Raw genomic sequence first — 19,566 nt, forward strand, 5'->3', positions numbered from 1 at the left:
AAGGGGATACATGATGCCGAACTACGCACTTGAGGGACAGAAATGGGGATCGCCTACCTTCGGGACGAGCGGCGGGGTCGTGACATGGGCCATCGACAACTCGGTGCCGGCGAGCTTCGCTGAGACCATCCGAGCCGCCTTCGATTCCTGGTCCGCTGTCGCCAACATCTCCTTCGCTCAGTTGGGCTCCGTCGCCTCCTCTGCGATCGATTTCACGTTCGGATCCATCGATGGCCCGAACCGGACTCTCGGGGTCGCGAATTACAGCTTCACAGGCGCGAGCTTTCTGTCGGTGGTCGTCACATTCGACAATGCTGAGGGGTGGCATACCGCCGGCAACGCCGTCGTCAGCGACAGTGGTGCGAGCTTCTACACGATCGCCGTGCACGAGATCGGCCACGCGATCGGGCTCGACCATTACAACGCGGTTCTCGCGGTGATGAATTCCGCTATCGGCCCGTCGGTCAAAGGCTTGACCCAATCCGATGTCGACGGCGCTCAGGCCATCTACGGTTCAGCGCCGAATGCGCCGAACGCTCTGGATATCTTGGTCGACGACGCCTTTTATCTGGCGGCCTATCCTGATGTCGGCCGGGCTGGCCAGGACCCCGACATTCACTACGCTCAATACGGGTGGCAGGAAGGCCGGAATCCGAACGCGTTCTTCTCGACGGACGGCTACCTTGCTGCGAACCCGGACGTCGCTGGCTCGCGGATCAACCCGCTCGCCCAATACGAGCAGTTTGGCTGGCGGGAGGGGCGGGACCCGTCCGCCGCGTTCGACGATGAACTCTACCTGGAGCGGAACCCGGATGTTCGGGCAGCCGGCGTCAATCCGCTCGCCCATTATTTCGCGTCGGGGCAATCCGAAGGGCGGCAGACCTACACCGCCGTTGGCGACGCCAAGGACTTCATACACGGCTCGTTCGACGCCGAATTCTATCTTCTGGCCAACCCGGACGTCGCCCGGGCCGCCTCGGGCACCGGCGGCGACACCTTTCAGTTCGCGTATTCGCATTTCGAAGCCTTCGGGTGGCGAGAGGGCCGCGACCCGAACGCATTTTTCGACACGAGCGGCTACCTGGCTGCCTATCAGGACGTCAAAGCGGCGGGAGTGGACCCGCTGGCTCACTATGACCTGTATGGTTGGAGGGAAGGCCGCGACCCCTCCGCCTCGTTCGATTCCAGCGCCTATCTCGCGGCCTATGCCGATGTGGCCGCCGCACAGGTCGACCCTCTGCAGCACTTCCTGCAATACGGTATCCATGAAGGACGGTCAGGCTTCGGCGACGATCTGATCGGCTGACTCTGAAAGACCCTTGCAGAGGAAAACCGAGCGAGCCTCCCCGAATTCTCGGGCGCCCGCGGGCCGAGATGCTCGGCCGGGCGCCTCATGGGCGGCCCGGCCCTCTGCACCCAGCAGACGGAGTTGCGACCGCCTATCGTATGGCCGAGATAATCACGGTCCCGTGCGTGTCGGGACAAGCCTGTGGGAGCGGAGCGTGCTCGGATTGCGAGACTTCCGTGCGAGGCGGACACGTCCAACGCCCTACGGGTGGCCCAAGGCGAGTTCGGCCGGGTCGCCCTTCTCGATATGGATCGGCAGCTGGTGCGCCATGCGCACCCGCATTGCCACGTGCTGCTGAAGGTCGAAGGCGCCGACACCCGGTTTTCCGTCCGGGACGGCCTCGCCCTCTTGGATGATCGAACGGCGGTCCTGATCAATGCCTGGGAGCCTCATGCCTATGTGCATGACGCTGCGCGACCCCGCACCATCATCCTGGCGCTCTATATCGAGCCGGGCTGGCTCCGCCTGTTCCGGCCGAACTGGGCGGCGAGCGGCGCGCCAGGCTTCTTCGAGCGATCGACGGGAGACCTCTCGCCTCGCATCCAAGGTGACCGGCGGCTTCGCCCATGCGCTCGGCGCGGCGTTGTACGAGGAATATGCCTACGGCCCGGACGGCTCGTTTCTGTCCGGGACTTTTGCGGATTACCTGGTTCCGACCGTGATGGAGGTGCCGGAGCCGATCATCCTGCATCACGAAAGCCGCTCGCCCTTCACCCCGCTCGGCGCCAAGGGGGTGGGCGAGGGCAATTGCATGTCGACACCGGTCTGTCTCGCGAACGCGGTCGCGGACGCGCTCGTCCTTGCCGAGATCGAACTGCCGCTCGGTCTGGCGAGGTTCTCGGGGCCGATGGGCGGAGATCGACATCTCTCAACGGCTTTGGACGGTGCCGTCCCACCGGATGAAGAGCGGGCGGCTTCACCGTGTCCCTTTGACCGATAGGGCAATCGCCATCCTTTCGGAGGTGGAGCGCCTCCGCTCCAGCGACTTCGTGTTTCCCGGCCAGCGTGCGGACCGGCCACTCTCGGGCATGGCCTTCGAGATGGTGCTACGCCGAATGAAGGTGGTCGACGCGATCCCCCACGGTTTTCGGAGCTCGTCCCGCGACAGGGACGGCGAAAGCACCTCGTTGCCCCGCGAGGTTGCTGAGGCGTCACTCGCGCACGTTGTGGGTGACGAGGTCGAGCGCGCGTACAGACGCGGCGATGCACTGGCGAAACGACGAGAACTTATGACAGCCTGGGCGGCCTTCGTGACTGGAGAGCAACCGATTGTAATCCGCTTAAGCACTCGATCGCCAGCTCGAAACGTAGATGCCGCCCAAAAAAGCGGCTGACCCGAAGAGTGCTGGGGCAACCGCACCAGTTTACATCAGTTTAGACGAGGCCACGCGCCGATACTCGCTGCGCTCTTACGAGGCATTCACGTCCAGAGAACGCACTGATTTCACAGGCGCGGATGATGAAATTCTGAATCCACTTCGTCAGGAGGTCAGACGCATCACGGGTCAGAGATGGGCAGAACTTATCCTTTGCCTTCCAGGCAAGACGGTCAACCAAGGAGGAGCGGTTAGTCTCTCTCGGTCGGCCAGTCTGGAGAGCGCAGGGCAACCCGATGAGAGGACCGTCGCATTGTCGGCGAAGATCCCTTCGAGGTCCGTTCGCTCCAGTCTGGGTACGCGCTTGTTCTAGAGCGGTTTCGGCTTAATCCGGCTCGTATCCGGCGGCGATGAAGGAGTTGGCGCATTCGTCGGGCGTGAAGGCGTCGAGGATGAAGCCGATTCTGTCCCAGAGTGCGCCGACGCTCCGCTCGGCGGCCTTGCGCAGAAGCGCTTTCAGCTTGGCGAAGGCGTTCTCGATCGGATTGAAGTCCGGGCTGTAGGGCGGGAGGTAGAGCAGATCAGTGCGGGCGGCCTCGATGGAGCGGCGCACCGCGGACCCCTTGTGGCTGCCCAGGTTGTCCATGACGACGATGTCGCCGGGCCGAAGCTCCGATACGAGTACCTGGTCGATATAGGCCTGGAACGCGAGCCCGTTGCTCGGGCCGTCAATCACCATCGGGGCGGCAATCCCCGTGAGGCGCAGGCCCGCCACGAAGGTGGTGGTTTTCGAGTGGCCGTGCGGGACCGCGGCGCGCAGGCGCTCGCCTTTCGGAGCTCGACCGCGCGACCGCGCCATCTTGGTCGACGTCCATGTCTCGTCGGTGAAGACGAGCCGCTCAGGGTCGAGATCGAGCTGGCCCTCGAACCAGTCCTGCCGCCGGGTCAGAACGTCCGGGCGGTCCTGCTCGCACGTGTGGGCGGTCTTTTTGAACGTCAGGCCTGCCCGGTCCAGGAAGGTCCAGATCGTGCCGACGGACGCCGCCACGCAGACCTCGCTCCGCAGCCGCTTCTGCATCTCGACGATGGTAATGTCGGGCTCCGCTGCGATCAGGCCAAGCAGGTAATCGCGGTGCCGATCCAGCTTCGAGCGCCGCGGCTGGCCCTGCTTGCGCGCGCTCCGTTCGCCCTCGCGAGCCCGGCGCACCCACACGATCGCCGTCGCAACCCCAATCCCGAACCGCTCCGTCGCCGCACGCGCCGACGTCCGGCTTTGATCACCCGATCACGCAGATCCTGACTGTAGGCCCTCGCCATCCTCGCCTCCGCCGACTCACGGAAGAGAACTCGCACGTCTCACCTCAGCGGTGAATCCCAGCCTGAATCGAGAACGGCTGAAACTGCTCTAGATCGATGATCGCCCGATCGGCCGGGAAACGCTCGTTCATCACGGTCGAGAAGGTTGAGCGCCAGCCGTGCGGGACGTGCCGGTGGTCGTATCCGGCCCGATTCAGCAAATAACCCATCACGTTCTCCGACATCGGCTTGTGCGCGCTACGGCCGTTGGGAGCGACGTAGGGCCCGCGGCCGGAGAGGATCCGCATCGCCTCGATCGTCTCGATTGCTTGCCGAGATAGCGGCACCAGATGATCGCGGGCCTCGTCCTCCTTCAGATGCACGCGCAGCCTCATCCTGGCGGCCGGTGCAGTCCATGTCGGCTCATCCGCGTGCAACCCGTCGAATTCGCTCCAAGGCGTCTCCGCAAGCGTACCGGCCGCACGACGGTCAGGGCCATGAGCCGCATCGCCAGCTTGGTGATTGGGTTCGACGGCGTGGCTTCGACGCGGGCCAGTCTCTCGCGGGCCTGTTCCAGGTCCGTGATCGCCGGCTGCCGGCCCTTCTTGATCGGCGCCATGGCTTCTGCAGCGGCCCGGCTGGGTCGGCCTCGCCACGTCCGGTCGCGATCGCGAAGCAGCACACGGCAGAGACCCGCTGCCGGACTCGCCTGGCCGTCTGCATCGCGCCTCTCCCCTCAATCGCGCGCAGCAGCTTCAGCACCCTTGGAGCCGTGAGCTGCCGAATCGGCGTCGACCCGATCTCCGGCAGGCTGGCGTGACGAAAAGGTGCAGCCCGCCGCCGTCTGTGAGTCTGAAGGGCTTCGCGGACGGCTTTGCCTTCCTGACCTGGACGTCGGTGAGCATTGCCTTGCGGCCTCGTACCCGGTTTCTCCCGACCGATACCCGGAAACAGACCCGGTTTGGTCCCGGCTTGAACGGGATGGTGCGGGACGAACGGGAACGGCAGGAGGGCGCAACGCCCTCTAAGAGGAAGGCTGTTCGGGACGGCTAGGGATGTCTAGGAATATAAGATGGCGGAGAGGGAGTCCGAAACACTGTCGGTCTAACGTGATGATGTTACTTTCACTATGTCGCTGTTCGGCAGGGCAACCCCAGCATTTACCCCATCAGTACCCCCTAAACGGCGTCGGACAGGATGCAACAACGTGCATGGCCTTCCGGTCAGGCCTTTGCGGAATGCGAGGTGGTGTTGCACGCTGGGCACTCGACTCGCGGTTGCGCTGATGCTTCGGTCTCGGCGCTAGAAGAAGAGGGGGGAGAGATGGTCAGGATTTTGATCGTAGCAGGCGCGCTCGTGGCCACGGCGGCTTCGGCGTCAGCTCAATATCGCGGGTCAAGCAGCGGTTCTGGTTTCGGTGCCGGCTCGAATTCGTCGAGCCACTCGGTTCAGGGCCACTCCAATTCGGGGGGCAGCTACACGCAGCCGTATCAGGCGACGAACCCAAACTCGACGCAGCTCGACAATTACAGCACGCGGGGCAACGTCAATCCGTACACCGGCGCTGTCGGAACGAGGTCGCCAAAGTACTAAGCTGCTTTGAGGGGCGTCGGCCGTTAGGGTCGGGCGTCCCTGCCGAGGCGAGCAGGCGCTCTGGGCCTAATGCGGCCTTACATTGACTCCCGACAGGACCGTTCCTTACCCGCACGAGCATGAAGTATCTTTCGCGGGAGGAGCAATTCCGATTGGCCCGTCTCGCGATGAGGCGGGAGCGACGCCGGCTTCGTCGCCCGGTCCATAGGCCAGGATGGCTGGCAGACTACGGGATATCGAAAAATATCAGAGAGATTTCGCGAGAGTGAACCAGGTCGGGGTTCCGTCTGATCGAGATAGAATTCCGATTCTGGTCCCTGAGCGACTGTCTCTTCGAGACAATCGGGCTGGAGTCCTTTCAGCAATAGACGAAATGCGCCCCTCGTCCCGCAACACTAACGCTTCAACAAGCAAGGCGAAGCCGATCGAAACCGCTCCGCGGGGGGCCGAGCAGCCGGTGCTACTGTTCTGTCCCGACCAGAGCAGGTGGCAGACCGAGGAATGGTGGACGGCCGACCGCCCGCGGTGGGTTGCCGTGATGGACGCCTCGATCGACCTCGAACCGACCCATTGGGCGCCACTGCCGGCCTCGCCCGCATGAAGATCCCGATCACCTGGCGCGTGTGCGATATCGGCGGCTGGACGCCCGACCCGAACGACAGCATCGCGAGCGACGGGATAGCCGATCGCCCGGTGACTTTTGGCTCTTACAGCCTGTCCGTATGCGGCTTGAGGCTGAAATGATCCCGATCACCGGTGATCAGGGTGACGATCTCCGCTTGCTGATGCATGAGAGTTCCGATTGCTGCCCGGGCCGGTGACTTAAGCGGGAGCTGCATGTGGTACCGGACCAGCTCGCTCCGGTGCCGCTCGATCTGAGCAGGGGAACGGTCCTGCGCGCGGGCGGGTAACGCTGCGGACAGGGACAGCAGAAGGCCGACGAAGACCGGCAACTTCACAACCAGAGCCACGCGACCGTGAGAAGCAGCATCACGGCGGCTGTGATCTGGATTCGGAGGACGCCGTACCAGGTCGGAGCGATGCCCCGGCGGACCGTCCAGAGGTCGTAGGCAAGGAGCCCAGCGACACCGGCGACGAGGACCGGAAGAGCGAACTGGAACGGCAGGAAGAGCGCCACCCAAGCCAGGAGCGCCGGCAGCACGGAAACGGCATAGGGTGGCCAGTTTGGCTGGGCCCGGCGTCGGCTCGCACCGCGAGGCCCCATTGCACGCCTCCCATGAAGGATAGGATGCCCCAGCGCGCCATGGCGCGCTCGCGTTGGCCGTCCGCCGCCGTCCGCACGATCGGGGCAGGATAGTCCGGGAACACGCCAGGGAGTGGCGGGAGGTTGCCGGCGAGGTCGCGCTCGACCTGGAATAGCCGCCGGATCGCCTCCTCGTTCGTGGTGACGGAGTAGAGGTTGCACATGGCTGGCGAGCGTAGCAGAGCCGTGGCACCCTGTCCGACGGACGCGCGGAACGGGTGGCCGGTCCCGGCTAGACGGGCAGACTTGAAGCTCCGTTCGCCCGCCGGGGAAGCCCGACGTACGACACTCCGGAGGCCTGCGTTGTCCGAGTATCCCGATCGCACTCAGCTGCAGGAAATAATCGCCGGTATGAAAGAAGGAGTGATCCTGATCGAGCCGGATCAGGCGATCACCTACGCAAATCATTCCGCACTCGAGATGCATGGCGTCCATCACCTGGACGAACTCGGTCGGACGGTCGACGCTTACCTAGCCAACTACGTTGTCTTGAGCCGGACCAAGCAGCAACTTGATCACGGACGGACGCCCATCGAGCGTGCTACAGCCGGGGAGTGGTTCGACATTCTGGTCGAAGTCTGCCGTCGCGACCGTCCCGATGAGCAATGGACACACCGCGTTCGCAGTCTCGTCGTGAAAACCCCGGCTGGCCTACCCGATTGCCACGTTCTCGTGTCGGCTGACCTTACAAAGCATGTCGAGGCAGAGGAGCGCTTTGACCTCATGTTCTCCGCGAACCCTGCTCCGGCCGTCATTTGCCGCCTTTCCGATCTGCGAATCATAAAGGTGAACGAGGGGTTCCTCCATCTCTCCGGCTACGCCCACGAAGATGTTATCGGACATTCCGTCTACGAGATCGACGTCTTGGAACGGGCCGAGAACCGGGACCTAGCGATAAAGCGGCTGAGGGCGGGGGAGACCATCCCTCAGATGGAGGCCTGTCTCCGTTTCCCGAATGACCCTGAGCACTTCGTGATCGTCGCGGGCCAGCCGCTCGAAATCGGAAGCGAACCCTGCATGCTGTTCACCTTCGCCGACCTGGAGGACAGGCGGAAGGCCGAGGTGGCGCTTGGACGCAGTGAGGAACGGTTCGCAAAAGCATTCCGGCTCTCGCCGATCCCGACCATGGTTTGCACGGTAGATAGACATCGCTACGTCGACGTGAATGACGCGTTCGGGAAGGTGCTGGGATACGGAATCGAGGAGGTCGTTGGCCGAACTGCTGACGATCTTGAGTTATGGGCCGACAGCGACGTCCGGCGACAGTTCGAAAGCGCGTTCGCAGAAACTGGCAGCGTTCGTGGCTTTGAGGCCAAGTTCCACGCAAAGAGCGGGGCCGAGATCGATTGCATTGTCTCGGCCGAAATGGTGACGATCAACGATCAGGACTGCGTACTCTGCGTCTTCCAGGACATCACTGAGCGGAAGCGATCCGAAGCCGAGCTCGTGGCCGCCATTGAATCGGCAATGTCCGACACGTCCTGGTTCAGCCGCGGTGTGATTGAGAAGCTCGCGGCTCTCCGCCAACTCACGGATCCTGGCTCCTCCTCAGCCCGTCTCCAGGACCTGACGCCTCGAGAGCGCGAGATCCTGGGACTTATCTGCCGGGGCACACGAGACCCGGAGATTGGCTCGGAGCTCAGCCTCTCGCCACACACCGTTAGGAACCACATCGCGGCGATTTATCGAAAGCTCGGCATCAATCGCCGGAGTGAAGTCGTGATCTGGGCTCGGGAGCGGGGTCTCGACGGTGCTGCAGCGAAGCAGCCACGATCAGGACGTAAAAAGTAGGAAACTACTAGGAAAACGGCTAATCCGCGTCATTGATTGATGATCGGAGCTGCACACCTCTGGCACTCGCGAATTGCCCGCCCCGGAAACGAGGCCGACGGCAGGACCAGAGGAGCTTACATGACAGCAGCCGTTTACGAGACCCCGCACCGGAGCCGAAATGACGCTGATGCGCCTCATCTCAGCCCGGTCACTCCTGCAGAAGATGCTCGTACGATCCTCATCAACAAGGTTTCATGGGGAGCGATCCTGGCCGGTGTTGTGACCGCTCTCGTCTCGCAACTTATTCTCAATCTGATCGGCATTGGCATTGGCGCCTCAACGCTCGATCCGATGACAAGCGACAATCCAGCCGCGAGCACGTTCTCAATTGGCGCTGGAATCTGGTGGGCGTTGTCTGGCATCGTTGCCGCATTCGCGGGCGGCTATGTCGCGAGCCGCCTCTCCGGGCGACCGAAGGAATCGACTGGCGGGTGGCATGGCCTCACCTCATGGGCCGCGACGACGCTGCTCGTCTTTTATCTCCTCTCGACGGCGGTTGGCGGTCTCGTCGGCGGCGCGTTCAACACAGTCAGCAGCGCCATCGGTGGCCTCGGGCGAGCTGCCGGCTCTGCTGTGCAAACGGCCGCACCGATGCTCGCGAGCTCGACTAACCCCTTCGAGTTCCTGGAGCGGGCAGTTCGTGGCACGACGGGTACCGATCCGGCTGCCCTTCGGAACGACGCAGTCGCGTCAATCCGGGACCTGCTTACGGGGGACGCGTCGAAAGCGAATGAGGCTCGGGAACGTGCGTCGCAGGCTCTCGCTCGCGCGCAGAACATTCCTGTCGAGGAGGCCCGGACCCGCATAGTCGGATACGAGAAACAGTACCGAGACGCCGTTGCCTCTGCGAAGCAGCAAGCTGCGCAGGCAGCGGATACCGCTGCCAAGGCGGTCTCGCGAGGTGCTTTGCTCGGGAGCTTGGCTTTGCTGCTCGGAGCGCTCGCATCCTGGTTCGGCGGCCGCCTCGGCGCCGTCGATCCGACCATAACGGCCGATTTGATCCGGAGGCGAACGGCCAGCCAAGCGGCTTGAACGGTCGCTCCGACGTTGCAGTCCCAAAGCCCGAGTTGGCGGGCGTGCTCCGCCAACCCTCTCACTAATCACCAAAAGTAACTCAGCTGGAGCCTAAATCATGAACACGCAAACCAACTCTCACACGATCACGGCCCTTTTCGACAAACGCGCCGAAGCCATGCAGGCCGTAGAGGAACTTGTCCGGGCCGGAGTGCCTCGTCCGGCCGTTCGGATCTCCCCGGAGAGCGATGTGGGGGCGTCGACCACCACCACGACCTCCTACGACGCAAGCCGCGATGAAAAAGGCTTCTGGGCCTCCCTCGGCGATCTCTTTATGCCGGATGAGGACCGATACACGTATGCCGAGGCCTTGAACCGTGGGAGTGTCATGGTCAGCGTCTCTGTCAGCGAAACTAGCGCTGCTCTGGCCGAAGACATCCTCGAGAAGCACGGGACCGTCAACGTCGAGGAACGCGAGGCGGCTTGGCGGAAAGATGGCTGGTCCGGTTACACGGCCCCGGTCTCGGGTGCTGCTGGCACGGCAACCGCGAAGGTTGGCGTGAAGGAGACCTCGGCCCAAACGGCGGCGCTCGGCCCTCGTGACATGGCGGACGGCGACCAATCCATTCAGGAGGTTGAGGAGCAGCTTCGTGTTGGAAAGCGGCAGGTCGCCTCGGGCCGCGTGAAGGTGCGCAGTTACGTGGTAGAGACACCCGTATCCGAGCAGATTAACCTGCATTCCGAGACGGTTCGTGTCGAGCGTCGCCCGGTTGACGGCTCGATGACTGTTACTGAGGATGCATTTAGGGAGCGCACCATAGAGGCCGTCGCGACCTCGGAGGAGGCGGTCGTGTCTAAGGAGGCTCGCGTGACCGGTGAGGTGCTCGTCCGGAAAGAGGTAGCCGACAGGACCGAAACCATCACTGACAAGGTCCGCTCAACTAAGGTCGAAGTCGAGGATGATCGGGTTGCGGCGCAGGCACCGGTCCCCCCGAAGCGCGTCCCCTAGGCTTATTAGGGCGGGACGACTGGCGTCCCGCCCAGCTCTTTCAACGCCCGAATACCTGAGCAATGAACGCACCATGCCCGACCTGAATCCTACGATGGCCCCCAGTGACAGCCCCGACCAGATTAGCGTTCCCTTAATCGAGGAGACCGCAACGGTAGGGAAGAGAGAGGTCATCACCGGCAAGGTCATCGTGAGAACGTTGGTGGATGTTGAGGACCACCTTCTCCGCGAATCGCTCTCGGACGAATCTGTTGAAGTCGAGCGTTTCGCTATCGATCGCGTGGTCGACGTTGCTCCGCAAATTCGGACAGAAGGCGACGTCACAATCATCCCCGTCGTTCAGGAGCGGATCGTGGTCCAGAAGGTACTCATTCTTCTCGAGGAGGTCCACATCACGCGTCGCAAGTCGATCGAAACCGTCGACATCCCGCTTCAGCTCAGAACCCAGCGCGCTGTCATCGAGCGGACATGACGATTTTTATGTCGCCCTGACTTCGTAGGGAGCCTTGGCTGGTAACTGACGAGAGCGGCGCTACGGGCTGCTCTCTGCGGTTCGGGGTTGACGCGAGCCCGCCTAAAGCATCGCCTCTCTGAGGGTGAAGCGAAGTACCACGACGCCGGATTCCTCGCGAATGGCGATAGTCCAACCGCTGCGGTCCTCTCCCTTCCCGTATCCGGCCGTCAGCAGCACATAGGCGCGTCGTCGCGCTTCCTCACGAGCCTCGTCGAGTTCGGTAAGCTCCGTGCCTTTGCGATCAATTCCACGCATACGGCAGCCCCCTAGCTCGTCTTGGCCGTCACGATGTTGCCGCCAGAGCCCGGGCGGGAAGCTGACGCCCCACTGTCCAGTAGAAGTGGCGCACCTTCTTCCTGGCGCTGGGGAGAAGGATAGCGGGGCGAATCGGGGAACGCTGACGGCAGTTGCTCCGCTACTCCGGGTGCGCCATTGCCTCGACCAACTCGAGCAAGGCTCGCCGCGGAGGGCCGACCGGGATTGCGGCGAAAGCCCTCGCGAGCCGAGCTCCGTCGTTCGATTGCAGGAGAATGCCCTCTGGGGTTCCTGCGGCGATGCCTGGCAAGGCTTCTCGATCAACCAAGTCGGACGGGCGACACCCGAGCGCGACGGCGATCTTCGCCAAACGTGAGCCGGAGACACGATTTATGCCGTTCTCGTATTTCTGAACCTGCTGGAACGTCACTCCGATCGCGTCAGCGAGCTTTGTCTGAGACAAGCCCAGCATGGTTCGGCGGGCGAGGATTGCCTTTCCGATATCGCGGTCCGCCTGCTCGGGTGTCTTAGGGTTCACGCTGAGAATTCCTACTCTGGTCCTATCGACTGCTCGGGCGGGGACGCTGAAGCCGCGCTAGGAACGCCCTCCAAGGCTGATCTTGGGCCGCGACACCGCGCGGTCGCCGCGGTCCGAGCCGAAGGTGCGCACCGCAGCCCGGCACTGGACAGCCATTACCTGCCCGATCATCCCGGCTATCTGAGCCAGCCGCGTCTCGTCGCATTGCTCAGCGATCGCGAGCCCGACGTCGCGGAGATGCGCTCGCCCGTAGCAGAACACGGCGAGCTTGATCCGGGCGCTCTCGGGCATCTCAGCCACCAGGGACAGGACCCCCTCCGGGTCGGCCCGGTGAAGCTGTCCCAACTTCTCGAGCGGCACCGGACAGACAGCGTCCCGCTCCGCATGACCCCACTCGCCAGCCATCGTGTCCTGCCTCTCTCCCAAGCTACGACGATGACCGGGGAGCGTGAAGGGACCATTAACCATGTCAGTCCGAAGCCCGATCCTTCGGAGTTGGATCAGCGCCGAAACGCCTCGGCCAAGTCCTCGCCCTCACGCAGCCCCTTGTAGAAGGCGTGCCGGAGCTTGCCGTCTTCGGTCCAGCCCCTGAACTCGACTTTGGCGACAAGGCTCGGCTCGGTCCAGACCACGCCCTTGCGCCGAAGCTTTATGGACGGCGTTGCGCGCACGATGCCGCCGAGCTGTCGCCGGAGCGCTCGGGCCGAGGTCTCCGTGAAGCCAGTCCCGACCCGCCCACATAGGCCAGCGCAACTCCCTCGCGGCATGCGACGAGAAGCCGGCCGAGCCCGCCGCGGGCGACCGACGAGGGCTCGTAACCGACGATCGCGAAGCTAGACTCTGGTTGGCTTTCTCGAGTCAGTCCGGGTGAACTGCCTGACCGAAGGAAGCGCTCCTATGATACGTACCATCTATCGTGCACGTGCGCGGGACATGCCTTGATGATGACCATGCGAGCAGACCTCCTCGATCGTCTTCTCGTCACTCTGGCGGTGCGGCTTCGCTCATTCTCGGTTTGCAGAATCCAGCGAGGATGGCGCCTCGGGTTCAGCCCCTTCGAGGCGATCACGATCCACTACGTGCTGCGAGGCACCGGGAGCTTGCGGGTTGGTGACGGGCCCTGGCGGCCGTTCGCGCCGCACACCATAATCGTCATTCCGGCGCGGCAGTCACACACTCTTGGCGAAGCTGAAAACTGCGTAGGCGAGGCTCGGGCTGAAGATCATTGCGTCCTCCACGGTGACGGCCTGATCACGTTCACGGCCGGCGACGGAAGCCCCGACGCTCTCTTCGTGTGCGGGCAGATCTCCGACAGCTACAGCGGCGCGATGGGTCTGTTCGAGTTGTTTCAGGCGCCGATGGTGGAGGCCTTTCCGTCGGACAGCATCTTGCAACGATCCTTCGAACTCATGCTCGCCGAGGTGGCACAGCCGAGCCTCGGGACCCAGGCCATGACTGAGGTGCTGATGAAGCAATGCCTCATCATTCTCCTGCGTCAGCACCTCGCGGCGAACGACTTCACCTCTCCGCTGCTCGTGGCTCTCCAAAACCCGAAACTCGCCCGCGCCGTCCTCGCGGTACTCGAACAGCCGGGAGCGCCCTACACGGTCGACAGCTTGGCGGCTCTCGCTGGGATGGGTCGAACCAGCTTCGCAGAAAGCTTCTCCGACGTCTTCGGTCGGGGCCCGATGGAATTCGTCCAGAGCGTCCGTCTGCGCATCGCCGCCCGCCTGCTAACGAGCACCGATCTGCCGATCAAGGTCATCGCCGGTAGCGTCGGCTATGCGAGCCGAAGCTCATTCAGCAAAGCATTCGAAGTCGAGTTCGGGGCCGCTCCAACGCAATTCAGGCTGGTTGGCGGACAGGACGAAGGCGAACCGGAGCGCATCGAAGGAACTCTGGCTAGCGTCATAGAACGTACATAATTCTGTTGCGGCCGACTCGGAGCACACCCGTCGCCGGTCTTCCATCGTTCGGATTGCGTCTTCTCGCGTTCGAACGCACATTCTTCAGGAACGACTGCACCTGGCGATCCTTCTCGGCACATGGGTGAGGACGAGCGGTGGCCGGCTTGCGGCCACCTCGTCCCCCGACCCTCGTGAGGAATCGCCATGATCACCGACCGTCGTTCGATTTTAGCTGGGGTAGCGTTCGTCGCTGCCACCCCCGCTTTCGCCCAATCCTCGGCGCCTCTTGCCAAGGCCATGCCGACCATGGTGCCGGCCGACGTTAGGATGGCCCCGCAATTTTTCGCTGCCGTGATCCCGCGGGCCGAGATGTCGCTCTCGACGTCCCAACTCGGCGTTGAGAAGGCGACCAACCGGAATGCGCACGAATTCGCAGGTTTCGAGCTTGGCGAAGCAATTACCGTCAACATGGTGCTGAAGGATATCCTCACGACCGCGCCGGCGATGGACAAATCAGCCGAGATGGCTCTCGTCGAGAAGATGAAGGCGACCGCGAAGGGGACTACCTTCGACCGCGCCTACATCGCCTTCCAGCTGGAAAACCACGAGTTCCTGCGCGACCTCGCCGACGGCTATCTGGCGAACTCAGCTGGCGCGACCGATCCGGCCGAGAAGCAGGGCCGACATCTGGCCTCGCTGATGCTCGCCGTCTTCAAGGAGCACACGGCGATCTGCAAGCGCATCTCGACCGAACTCAAGGCCTAAGCACCGGCCTCCCGCCCGAACAGGCACTTCGCCTGCCGTCCGCTCTTCTTTCCCACATATCACACGAGACAGACCACATGACACCTCCGTTCCGATCCCTGCTCGCCCATCTTCTGGCCGGCGTCGCCCTGGCGACCGCCTCTATCGCTTGGGCACAGGCCCCCGCTCCCGAGACCGTGCCGGCGATGGTCGCCGAAAGCCCCGACAGCGGGACGATGAAGCGCGCCGACAAGGACATGCTTCGCGTTCTCGAAACGATGCAGGCACTCGGCGCGAAGCCGATCGAGTCCCGCACCGTCGAGGAAGCGCGCACGCAGCCGAGCCCCGGCGACGCCGTGAGGGCCCTTCTCAAGGCCGAAGGCAAGGACCCTGTCGCCCTGATGGCGGCCATGAAGGTGTCCAAGAAGGACATGACCTACCCGATCTCCGGGGGCACGCAGCCGCTTCGTATCTACATGCCCGAGGGTTCCGGGTCGGGCCCCCTGCCGGTCGTCGTCTACTATCACGGCGGCGGATGGGTGATCGCGGACCTCGACACCTACGAAGCGTCCGCCATGGCCCTAGCCCGGAAGGCGAACGCGATCGTGGTCAGCGTCGAGTATCGCCACGCCCCGGAGAACAAGTTCCCGGCGGCGCATGAGGATGCCTTCGCGGCCTACAAGTGGGTCCTGGCGAACGCCGGCCAGTTCGGCGGCGATCCGGCCCGGGTCGCGGTGGCGGGCGAGAGCGCGGGCGGTAACCTCGCAGCCAACGTCGCGATCATGGCGCGCGACGGCAACGTGCAGGCACCGGTGCACATGGTGCTCGTCTATCCGGTGGGCGGAACCGACCTCACCACGCCGTCCTATGTCGCGAACCAGAACGCGATGCCGCTCTCCAAGGCCGCGATCGGCTGGTTCGTCGACAAGACTCTGGCCAAGCCGGAGGACGCGAAGAGCCCGATGCTCAACCTGACCACAATGGCTGACCTCAAGGGCCTTCCGCCCGCGACGATCATCAATGCCGAGATCGATCCGCTCTTCTCGGACGGCACCATGCTGGTGGACAAACTGAAGGCGGCGGGTGTCAAGACCACGCACGTCACCTACAAGGGCATGACGCACGAGTTTTTCGGGCTCGATGCTGTCGTGGCTGACGCCAAGACGGCGCAGGATGTCGCCGCCCGCGACCTCAAGGCAGCCTTCGGGGCCCGCTAACCCGAAGGGAAAGCTCCGGCGTCACGCCGATGCCGGAGCTGCGGTCGGCCGGCGTGTCGCCAACCCTCGTGATCACGACGGCGTCGGCCCATTCGCCGGTCTCCGGATCTCCGGTCCGAGAAAACGCGACGGCGCCGGCCTTCGTGACCCCTAACGCCCGGGCCCTTGCCGCGGCCGCTGCCGGCGACTGACACTCGACCGCCTCGTCTGCGCACAGATTGCCGTCCTCATCCCGCACGAACGGAAGGACGGCCCAATACGTCACGCTTCCCATCACACTCTCCTGCTCAGAACGATCCGCGGCAGCGCCCCGCGAACGAAGCCATGCGACACGATCGCTTCGAAGTCGCCGGCCAGCACGCCCATGTCGTGCAGCAGCGCCCGGATCGCCTCCCGAGCGTCGCCCTTGAACTCGTAGAGGACCGCATCGACGTCGGCCTCCGTCGGGAACGCGGGCTCGTGATCAGGCGGGACGTCGGCCATGCCTGTCGAAGTACTCGTTCGGGCGCCTACGCGTGGAGTGCCGGGTGTGCGAGCGGCGGGGCTCCTACAGCGTCGCGAGGCTCGGCGAGCGATACGGCGCGGAGATCGGGCTCGAGGCGCTGCTGCTCATGCTGACGGCCTCCTGCCGGTGGCAGCGCGCCCCACGCGATCGCCGGCCGCGGCAATACCAGCAGCGCTACCTAGCGTACCTGCCCGATCTGCAAGAGCCCGGGCCTGAGGCGCCGGTCAGGCCAGTGCTGAAGGTGGTCGGAAAAGGATAGTGCTGGTGCGTTCTGCCTCAAACTGCTGAGCAGGCGCTCGTCCGGGAGGCGGGTGACAAGCGCGACTCCGGATGCCACACAACAGCTATACCGAGATGAAGCAGCACGATCGGATCCGCAACATAGGGCCGCAGCAGATGCCGGACTTCACCGTTATTGAAGGAGGCGGTGGCTCAGTCGCGCGCACTGACCATGATGTCTCTGCCGTCCAATTAGCTTTCAGGCGCCTTATAATAGAATTCCTGAGAGCAACGGCCCGCGGGGATGATTGTGGGCGAAAGCTGTCAAATAGTATTTCTGAGTTCTATCAGGAGGCAACCTCGAGTAGGGTGCCTCTTTCCAAGATTTTTGACCCTGTCCTACGAGAGACCCACGACGACGTATTGGCCCAGAAGTTCGACGAAAGCGTAGGAGACGAGAGAAGATGGATTCTACTTAGTTCTTTGCGGGTCATAGCCGAGTCGATGGCAACGGATCCTGCCGCACGGGGTCGCCTCTCCAGTCGGACATCAGAATTTGATCGAGCCTTGGAATCCATCATGGTCGAGAAGGAGAGAAGGGCGCGCGACAATGGATGGAGCTACCTTGAGGAGGTAGTGCGTCATCTGGGCCCATGGCCATCGAAGGGTGGCAATCATCTGACCCGAGCCAAGAAAGGCCGCCCGAAGAAGTCGAAATCGAGCGAAAAGCCGATTATTTTATAACGGTCTCACCAGTGTGAAGGACCGCGTCGCCGTTAGCGTGTTGAGAGGCGTGACAGTCTGGACTGCGTTCGATCACCTCGGCGCGTGATCATGGCCGGCCGACGATGACGCCAGCGGTCCTCGCCGTCACGCTCAGCCTCTCCGGTCTCTCCGGCACGCCTCTCGATTGTGGCGCCGCCTTCGCGACGCGGAACGCTCTGGCGCGGGAAGAGGCTGCGCTGTTGCAGACCGAGGTTGAGCGCCGGCGCCTCAGCGCGTCTGAGCGAGCGAAGTTGGCAGCGATCCGTAAGCAGCGCCGGCAGCTGCTTGTCTGCGGATAGGCTTCACGGCCTGCAGGCTAACCGGCTGGCGCCACTCCTCCTGGTCCGTGTCGGGCTCGCACCCGTCGCCGACATCCTGTTCACGGTCATCAAGGCCATCGCTGGACCGGGAACCCGGGCCGTTCTGCCAGCCGAGCGAGGGCTCGTCCTCGTCGCCGGCTGGCTCGGAATCGTGATCGGGCTCGAGATCCGCGTCGCCGTCCAGCATGTCGAGGAGCGCGATCAGCCGCTCGACATGTGCCTCTAACGCCTCCCGTTTCAGGAGTTCGGGCGGGACGCCCTGGATGACGAGGGCGCCCATATCAGGCGCCTCCGGGGGAGGCGTCGAGCGCAGCCCGAAGTACCGCCATCATGCAATCGGGTTGCTTGAAGGACCAGCCGCTCTGGCGAGAGTGGTACCGGAGCCATTCCTCGGCTAAACGGGCTTTTACGGCCACGCCCGCGAGCGTAGCGGCCGGGAGCGCGATCACGGCAGCCTCGGCCTCCGATACCGCCTTGCGGGTGGCCGTGCCGGCCTCATGGTGAGCGTCGAGCTGATAGTGCTCACGCCACCGCGCATTCTGAGCGTCACGAGCTTCGGCCAGCGGCAGGAGCTGCCGAAGACGACGGATCAGGAATGGCGTGCGACCCGCCCGGCCCCGTACCTCCGGAAGCCACCGCAGGAGATCCCGTAGCATCTGGCCGTCCCATCGGTTCGCCCATGTCTCCGGCCCGAATTCCTCGAAATAGTCCCATTCCGGCCGGAGCCGGACACCTGTGGCCTTCGTAACCTCGCGCGCGAGATCGACCAGCTCGCAATCGAAGGACTGGTAGCGAAGCGCCGGAGGGCACCAACCCATCGCGTGCCTAAACCCGGTCTCGGCCTCGGCCTGAGCGGCCTGTGCGGCATCACGATCCGCAGCGGCACGAGTCCAGACCTCACCGGCTGCGATCAGCTCGGCATCGGCAGGGATGGCGACAGCCGGAGCGGCGGCCATCGCGACCGGAACGGCAGCGCCTCCCGAAAGGGCGCCGAGGGCGGCCAGAAAGCCGCGACGGGAAGCGTTCGCCATGGCTCAGGCCCTCCCGACGACGACGGACCGGACGGCGGCGATTAGGCCGGCGAGAAACTTGTCCTCGTCCATCCCGTCATGGGTCCGATCCTCAGTAAGGGCGGCCAGCGCCAACAGCCCGGATGGTGTCGTCGGCGGCACGGCGAGCAGCGCGTCTCGAACCTCTGCCCATTGTTCAAAGGCCTCGTCCCTTGCTTGTTCGGTTTCAGCCTCCCTGATGACCTCCGGCGTGGCTGCGAGCTGGGCGGCGTCCTCGTCCAGTTCGCGGTGCAGCCGGGCGCGACGCGCCTCGACCTTCGCGGCATCGGCGCCAGGGGCCTTGCCGTCGCTGTCGCAATCCCGGTCGATCGCGTCGTGATCGTGCAGATAGACGGGCTCGGCTATTTGTTCGTGCCGGGGGATCGGTTCGTAATCCAGGGCGCGAGGCCTCCGATGCCACTCGCTCGCCCAGAGAGCTTCTTCAGCCCGGCTGTATGCCGAGATCGCGTCGCCCCAAAAGTCGAAGGCCCGACCCTCAGCCTCGATCGCCGCGAAGATCGGATCGGGCTGCGGCGGCGCGGCAAGAGCAACCTGCCCGCCAAGGGCGACACTCCCGGCGGCGGTGCCGGCCAGCGCCGCGGTGAGAAGGGCTCGCCTGGACTGCAGGCGTGCGAGAGCATTCGACGACATGGTGCTGTCTCCGTGAGGGTAGGGTCGGTGAGGAGGAGAGGAAGCGCCGCTCAGCAGCGCGGGTACGCTACGGGGTGAAGATCAGCCGTCAGGCGGGCGAAGATCGTCCGACATGGCCCTGAGCCGTTCGATGCTGCGGAACTCGATCTCGGCACCGTTAAGGGCCGGGGCGACGGTTCCGAGAAGGCCTGCCGGGGCGCGCTCGCGGA

21 protein-coding genes and 5 pseudogenes are annotated in these 19,566 nt (G+C 64.0%); 14 read left to right on the forward strand and 12 right to left on the reverse strand.

Features of this window, described 5'->3' with window-relative positions:
• Window positions 1-13: 13 nt before the first annotated feature.
• The 4 genes and pseudogenes from ACFE87_RS18385 to ACFE87_RS18400 all read left to right on the forward strand — a co-directional run bounded on the left by ACFE87_RS18385 (window position 14) and on the right by ACFE87_RS18400 (window position 2,682).
• Complete coding sequence (locus ACFE87_RS18385; RefSeq protein WP_375461108.1) at window positions 14-1,306, forward strand: matrixin family metalloprotease; 1,293 nt, start codon at window positions 14-16, stop codon at window positions 1,304-1,306.
• 288 nt (window positions 1,307-1,594) lie between these two features.
• A pseudogene (locus ACFE87_RS18390) lies at window positions 1,595-1,894 on the forward strand (AraC family transcriptional regulator); the annotation flags it as partial.
• A pseudogene (locus ACFE87_RS18395) lies at window positions 1,893-2,189 on the forward strand (molybdopterin cofactor-binding domain-containing protein); the annotation flags it as partial. The pseudogenes ACFE87_RS18390 and ACFE87_RS18395, both read left to right, overlap by 2 nt.
• A gap of 58 nt (window positions 2,190-2,247) precedes the next feature.
• Entirely contained in the window at window positions 2,248-2,682 is a 435-nt protein-coding gene (locus ACFE87_RS18400; protein WP_375461109.1) for a tyrosine-type recombinase/integrase, read from the forward strand.
• A 367-nt stretch (window positions 2,683-3,049) separates the two neighbouring features.
• Here the strand turns inward: ACFE87_RS18400 and ACFE87_RS18405 are convergent.
• The 4 genes and pseudogenes from ACFE87_RS18405 to ACFE87_RS18420 form a co-directional block, all read right to left on the reverse strand.
• A pseudogene (locus ACFE87_RS18405) lies at window positions 3,050-3,981 on the reverse strand (IS630 family transposase).
• A 44-nt stretch (window positions 3,982-4,025) separates the two neighbouring features.
• Complete coding sequence (locus ACFE87_RS18410) at window positions 4,026-4,355, reverse strand: tyrosine-type recombinase/integrase (RefSeq protein WP_375461110.1); 330 nt, start codon at window positions 4,353-4,355, stop codon at window positions 4,026-4,028.
• Window positions 4,352-4,579, reverse strand: a complete 228-nt coding sequence (locus ACFE87_RS18415; protein WP_375461111.1) for a hypothetical protein — start codon at window positions 4,577-4,579, stop codon at window positions 4,352-4,354. The genes ACFE87_RS18410 and ACFE87_RS18415 overlap by 4 nt, the downstream gene beginning before the upstream one ends.
• Window positions 4,580-4,644: 65 nt before the next feature.
• Window positions 4,645-4,968 (reverse strand): annotated as a pseudogene (locus ACFE87_RS18420) (hypothetical protein); the annotation flags it as partial.
• Between the two features lie 1,042 nt (window positions 4,969-6,010).
• On the opposite strand from ACFE87_RS18420, the gene ACFE87_RS18425 reads away from it, so the two are divergent.
• Both ACFE87_RS18425 and ACFE87_RS18430 read left to right on the forward strand, forming a co-directional pair.
• Entirely contained in the window at window positions 6,011-6,154 is a 144-nt protein-coding gene (locus ACFE87_RS18425; RefSeq protein WP_375461112.1) for a hypothetical protein, read from the forward strand.
• Window positions 6,151-6,297, forward strand: a complete 147-nt coding sequence (locus tag ACFE87_RS18430) for a hypothetical protein (RefSeq protein WP_375461113.1) — start codon at window positions 6,151-6,153, stop codon at window positions 6,295-6,297. Before ACFE87_RS18425 ends, ACFE87_RS18430 begins: the two co-directional genes overlap by 4 nt.
• A 211-nt stretch (window positions 6,298-6,508) precedes the next feature.
• On the opposite strand, the gene ACFE87_RS18435 is transcribed toward ACFE87_RS18430, so the two are convergent.
• The gene (locus ACFE87_RS18435) at window positions 6,509-6,778 is read right to left on the reverse strand and encodes a DUF3429 domain-containing protein (RefSeq protein WP_375461114.1); all 270 of its coding nucleotides are present in this window, start codon (window positions 6,776-6,778) and stop codon (window positions 6,509-6,511) included.
• Between the two features lie 342 nt (window positions 6,779-7,120).
• Between ACFE87_RS18435 and ACFE87_RS18440 the strand changes: the two genes are divergently transcribed.
• From ACFE87_RS18440 to ACFE87_RS18455, 4 genes are all read left to right on the forward strand, one after another.
• Window positions 7,121-8,608 (forward strand): helix-turn-helix transcriptional regulator, encoded by a 1,488-nt coding sequence (locus ACFE87_RS18440; RefSeq protein ID WP_375461115.1) that lies wholly within the window; start codon window positions 7,121-7,123, stop codon window positions 8,606-8,608.
• 120 nt (window positions 8,609-8,728) lie between these two features.
• Entirely contained in the window at window positions 8,729-9,682 is a 954-nt protein-coding gene (locus tag ACFE87_RS18445) for a PhnA-like protein (RefSeq protein ID WP_375461116.1), read from the forward strand.
• Between the two features lie 100 nt (window positions 9,683-9,782).
• A complete protein-coding gene (locus tag ACFE87_RS18450; protein WP_375461117.1) occupies window positions 9,783-10,673 on the forward strand; it encodes a YsnF/AvaK domain-containing protein in 891 nt (296 codons plus the stop codon).
• Between the two features lie 73 nt (window positions 10,674-10,746).
• The gene (locus ACFE87_RS18455; RefSeq protein ID WP_375461118.1) at window positions 10,747-11,145 is read left to right on the forward strand and encodes a YsnF/AvaK domain-containing protein; all 399 of its coding nucleotides are present in this window, start codon (window positions 10,747-10,749) and stop codon (window positions 11,143-11,145) included.
• Between the two features lie 102 nt (window positions 11,146-11,247).
• On the opposite strand, the gene ACFE87_RS18460 is transcribed toward ACFE87_RS18455, so the two are convergent.
• The 4 genes and pseudogenes from ACFE87_RS18460 to ACFE87_RS18475 all read right to left on the reverse strand — a co-directional run.
• A complete protein-coding gene (locus ACFE87_RS18460; protein ID WP_375461119.1) occupies window positions 11,248-11,442 on the reverse strand; it encodes a DUF6894 family protein in 195 nt (64 codons plus the stop codon).
• Window positions 11,443-11,602: 160 nt separating this feature from the next.
• Window positions 11,603-11,914, reverse strand: a complete 312-nt coding sequence (locus ACFE87_RS18465) for a helix-turn-helix domain-containing protein (RefSeq protein WP_375461128.1) — start codon at window positions 11,912-11,914, stop codon at window positions 11,603-11,605.
• Window positions 11,915-12,037: 123 nt separating this feature from the next.
• Window positions 12,038-12,385 carry a hypothetical protein gene (locus ACFE87_RS18470; RefSeq protein WP_375461120.1) on the reverse strand — a complete coding sequence of 116 codons (348 nt, stop codon included), beginning with the start codon at window positions 12,383-12,385 and terminating at the stop codon, window positions 12,038-12,040.
• 95 nt (window positions 12,386-12,480) lie between these two features.
• Window positions 12,481-12,815, reverse strand: a pseudogene (locus ACFE87_RS18475) (ATP-dependent DNA ligase); the annotation flags it as partial.
• Between the two features lie 106 nt (window positions 12,816-12,921).
• On the opposite strand from ACFE87_RS18475, the gene ACFE87_RS18480 reads away from it, so the two are divergent.
• The 3 genes from ACFE87_RS18480 to ACFE87_RS18490 all read left to right on the forward strand — a co-directional run bounded on the left by ACFE87_RS18480 (window position 12,922) and on the right by ACFE87_RS18490 (window position 15,848).
• On the forward strand, window positions 12,922-13,905 hold the full coding sequence (locus ACFE87_RS18480; RefSeq protein WP_375461121.1) for a helix-turn-helix domain-containing protein: 984 nt from the start codon (window positions 12,922-12,924) through the stop codon (window positions 13,903-13,905).
• 309 nt (window positions 13,906-14,214) lie between these two features.
• The gene (locus ACFE87_RS18485; protein WP_375461122.1) at window positions 14,215-14,652 is read left to right on the forward strand and encodes a hypothetical protein; all 438 of its coding nucleotides are present in this window, start codon (window positions 14,215-14,217) and stop codon (window positions 14,650-14,652) included.
• Between the two features lie 77 nt (window positions 14,653-14,729).
• A complete protein-coding gene (locus tag ACFE87_RS18490) occupies window positions 14,730-15,848 on the forward strand; it encodes an alpha/beta hydrolase fold domain-containing protein (RefSeq protein ID WP_375461123.1) in 1,119 nt (372 codons plus the stop codon).
• Window positions 15,849-16,121: 273 nt separating this feature from the next.
• On the opposite strand, the gene ACFE87_RS18495 is transcribed toward ACFE87_RS18490, so the two are convergent.
• The gene (locus ACFE87_RS18495) at window positions 16,122-16,331 is read right to left on the reverse strand and encodes a hypothetical protein (protein ID WP_375461124.1); all 210 of its coding nucleotides are present in this window, start codon (window positions 16,329-16,331) and stop codon (window positions 16,122-16,124) included.
• 1,291 nt (window positions 16,332-17,622) lie between these two features.
• On the opposite strand from ACFE87_RS18495, the gene ACFE87_RS18500 reads away from it, so the two are divergent.
• On the forward strand, window positions 17,623-17,883 hold the full coding sequence (locus ACFE87_RS18500; RefSeq protein WP_375461125.1) for a hypothetical protein: 261 nt from the start codon (window positions 17,623-17,625) through the stop codon (window positions 17,881-17,883).
• Window positions 17,884-17,938: 55 nt separating this feature from the next.
• Here the strand turns inward: ACFE87_RS18500 and ACFE87_RS18505 are convergent, their stop codons facing one another.
• Entirely contained in the window at window positions 17,939-18,688 is a 750-nt protein-coding gene (locus ACFE87_RS18505; protein ID WP_375461126.1) for a hypothetical protein, read from the reverse strand.
• 3 nt (window positions 18,689-18,691) lie between these two features.
• Window positions 18,692-19,357 (reverse strand): hypothetical protein, encoded by a 666-nt coding sequence (locus tag ACFE87_RS18510; RefSeq protein WP_375461127.1) that lies wholly within the window; start codon window positions 19,355-19,357, stop codon window positions 18,692-18,694.
• Between the last annotated feature and the right edge of the window lie 209 nt (window positions 19,358-19,566).

Source organism: uncultured Enterovirga sp. (assembly GCF_964242715.1).
Lineage (GTDB): Bacteria > Pseudomonadota > Alphaproteobacteria > Rhizobiales > Beijerinckiaceae > Enterovirga.

Bases quoted from the DNA above. Each gene is read 5' to 3' on its own strand.
- ACFE87_RS18485 (WP_375461122.1), top strand. From the start codon at position 14,215: ATGGCCCCGCAATTTTTCGCTGCCGTGATCCCGCGGGCCGAGATGTCG.
- ACFE87_RS18450 (WP_375461117.1), top strand. From the start codon at position 9,783: ATGAACACGCAAACCAACTCTCACACGATCACGGCCCTTTTCGACAAA.
- ACFE87_RS18460 (WP_375461119.1), bottom strand. From the start codon at position 11,442: ATGCGTGGAATTGATCGCAAAGGCACGGAGCTTACCGAACTCGACGAG.
- ACFE87_RS18385 (WP_375461108.1), top strand. From the start codon at position 14: ATGCCGAACTACGCACTTGAGGGACAGAAATGGGGATCGCCTACCTTC.
- ACFE87_RS18510 (WP_375461127.1), bottom strand. From the start codon at position 19,357: ATGTCGTCGAATGCTCTCGCACGCCTGCAGTCCAGGCGAGCCCTTCTC.
- ACFE87_RS18455 (WP_375461118.1), top strand. From the start codon at position 10,747: ATGCCCGACCTGAATCCTACGATGGCCCCCAGTGACAGCCCCGACCAG.
- ACFE87_RS18400 (WP_375461109.1), top strand. From the start codon at position 2,248: ATGAAGAGCGGGCGGCTTCACCGTGTCCCTTTGACCGATAGGGCAATC.
- ACFE87_RS18415 (WP_375461111.1), bottom strand. From the start codon at position 4,579: ATGGCGCCGATCAAGAAGGGCCGGCAGCCGGCGATCACGGACCTGGAA.
- ACFE87_RS18435 (WP_375461114.1), bottom strand. From the start codon at position 6,778: ATGGGGCCTCGCGGTGCGAGCCGACGCCGGGCCCAGCCAAACTGGCCA.
- ACFE87_RS18495 (WP_375461124.1), bottom strand. From the start codon at position 16,331: ATGGCCGACGTCCCGCCTGATCACGAGCCCGCGTTCCCGACGGAGGCC.
- ACFE87_RS18430 (WP_375461113.1), top strand. From the start codon at position 6,151: ATGAAGATCCCGATCACCTGGCGCGTGTGCGATATCGGCGGCTGGACG.
- ACFE87_RS18465 (WP_375461128.1), bottom strand. From the start codon at position 11,914: ATGCTGGGCTTGTCTCAGACAAAGCTCGCTGACGCGATCGGAGTGACG.
- ACFE87_RS18490 (WP_375461123.1), top strand. From the start codon at position 14,730: ATGACACCTCCGTTCCGATCCCTGCTCGCCCATCTTCTGGCCGGCGTC.
- ACFE87_RS18470 (WP_375461120.1), bottom strand. From the start codon at position 12,385: ATGGCTGGCGAGTGGGGTCATGCGGAGCGGGACGCTGTCTGTCCGGTG.
- ACFE87_RS18505 (WP_375461126.1), bottom strand. From the start codon at position 18,688: ATGGCGAACGCTTCCCGTCGCGGCTTTCTGGCCGCCCTCGGCGCCCTT.
- ACFE87_RS18480 (WP_375461121.1), top strand. From the start codon at position 12,922: ATGATGACCATGCGAGCAGACCTCCTCGATCGTCTTCTCGTCACTCTG.
- ACFE87_RS18410 (WP_375461110.1), bottom strand. From the start codon at position 4,355: ATGAGGCTGCGCGTGCATCTGAAGGAGGACGAGGCCCGCGATCATCTG.
- ACFE87_RS18445 (WP_375461116.1), top strand. From the start codon at position 8,729: ATGACAGCAGCCGTTTACGAGACCCCGCACCGGAGCCGAAATGACGCT.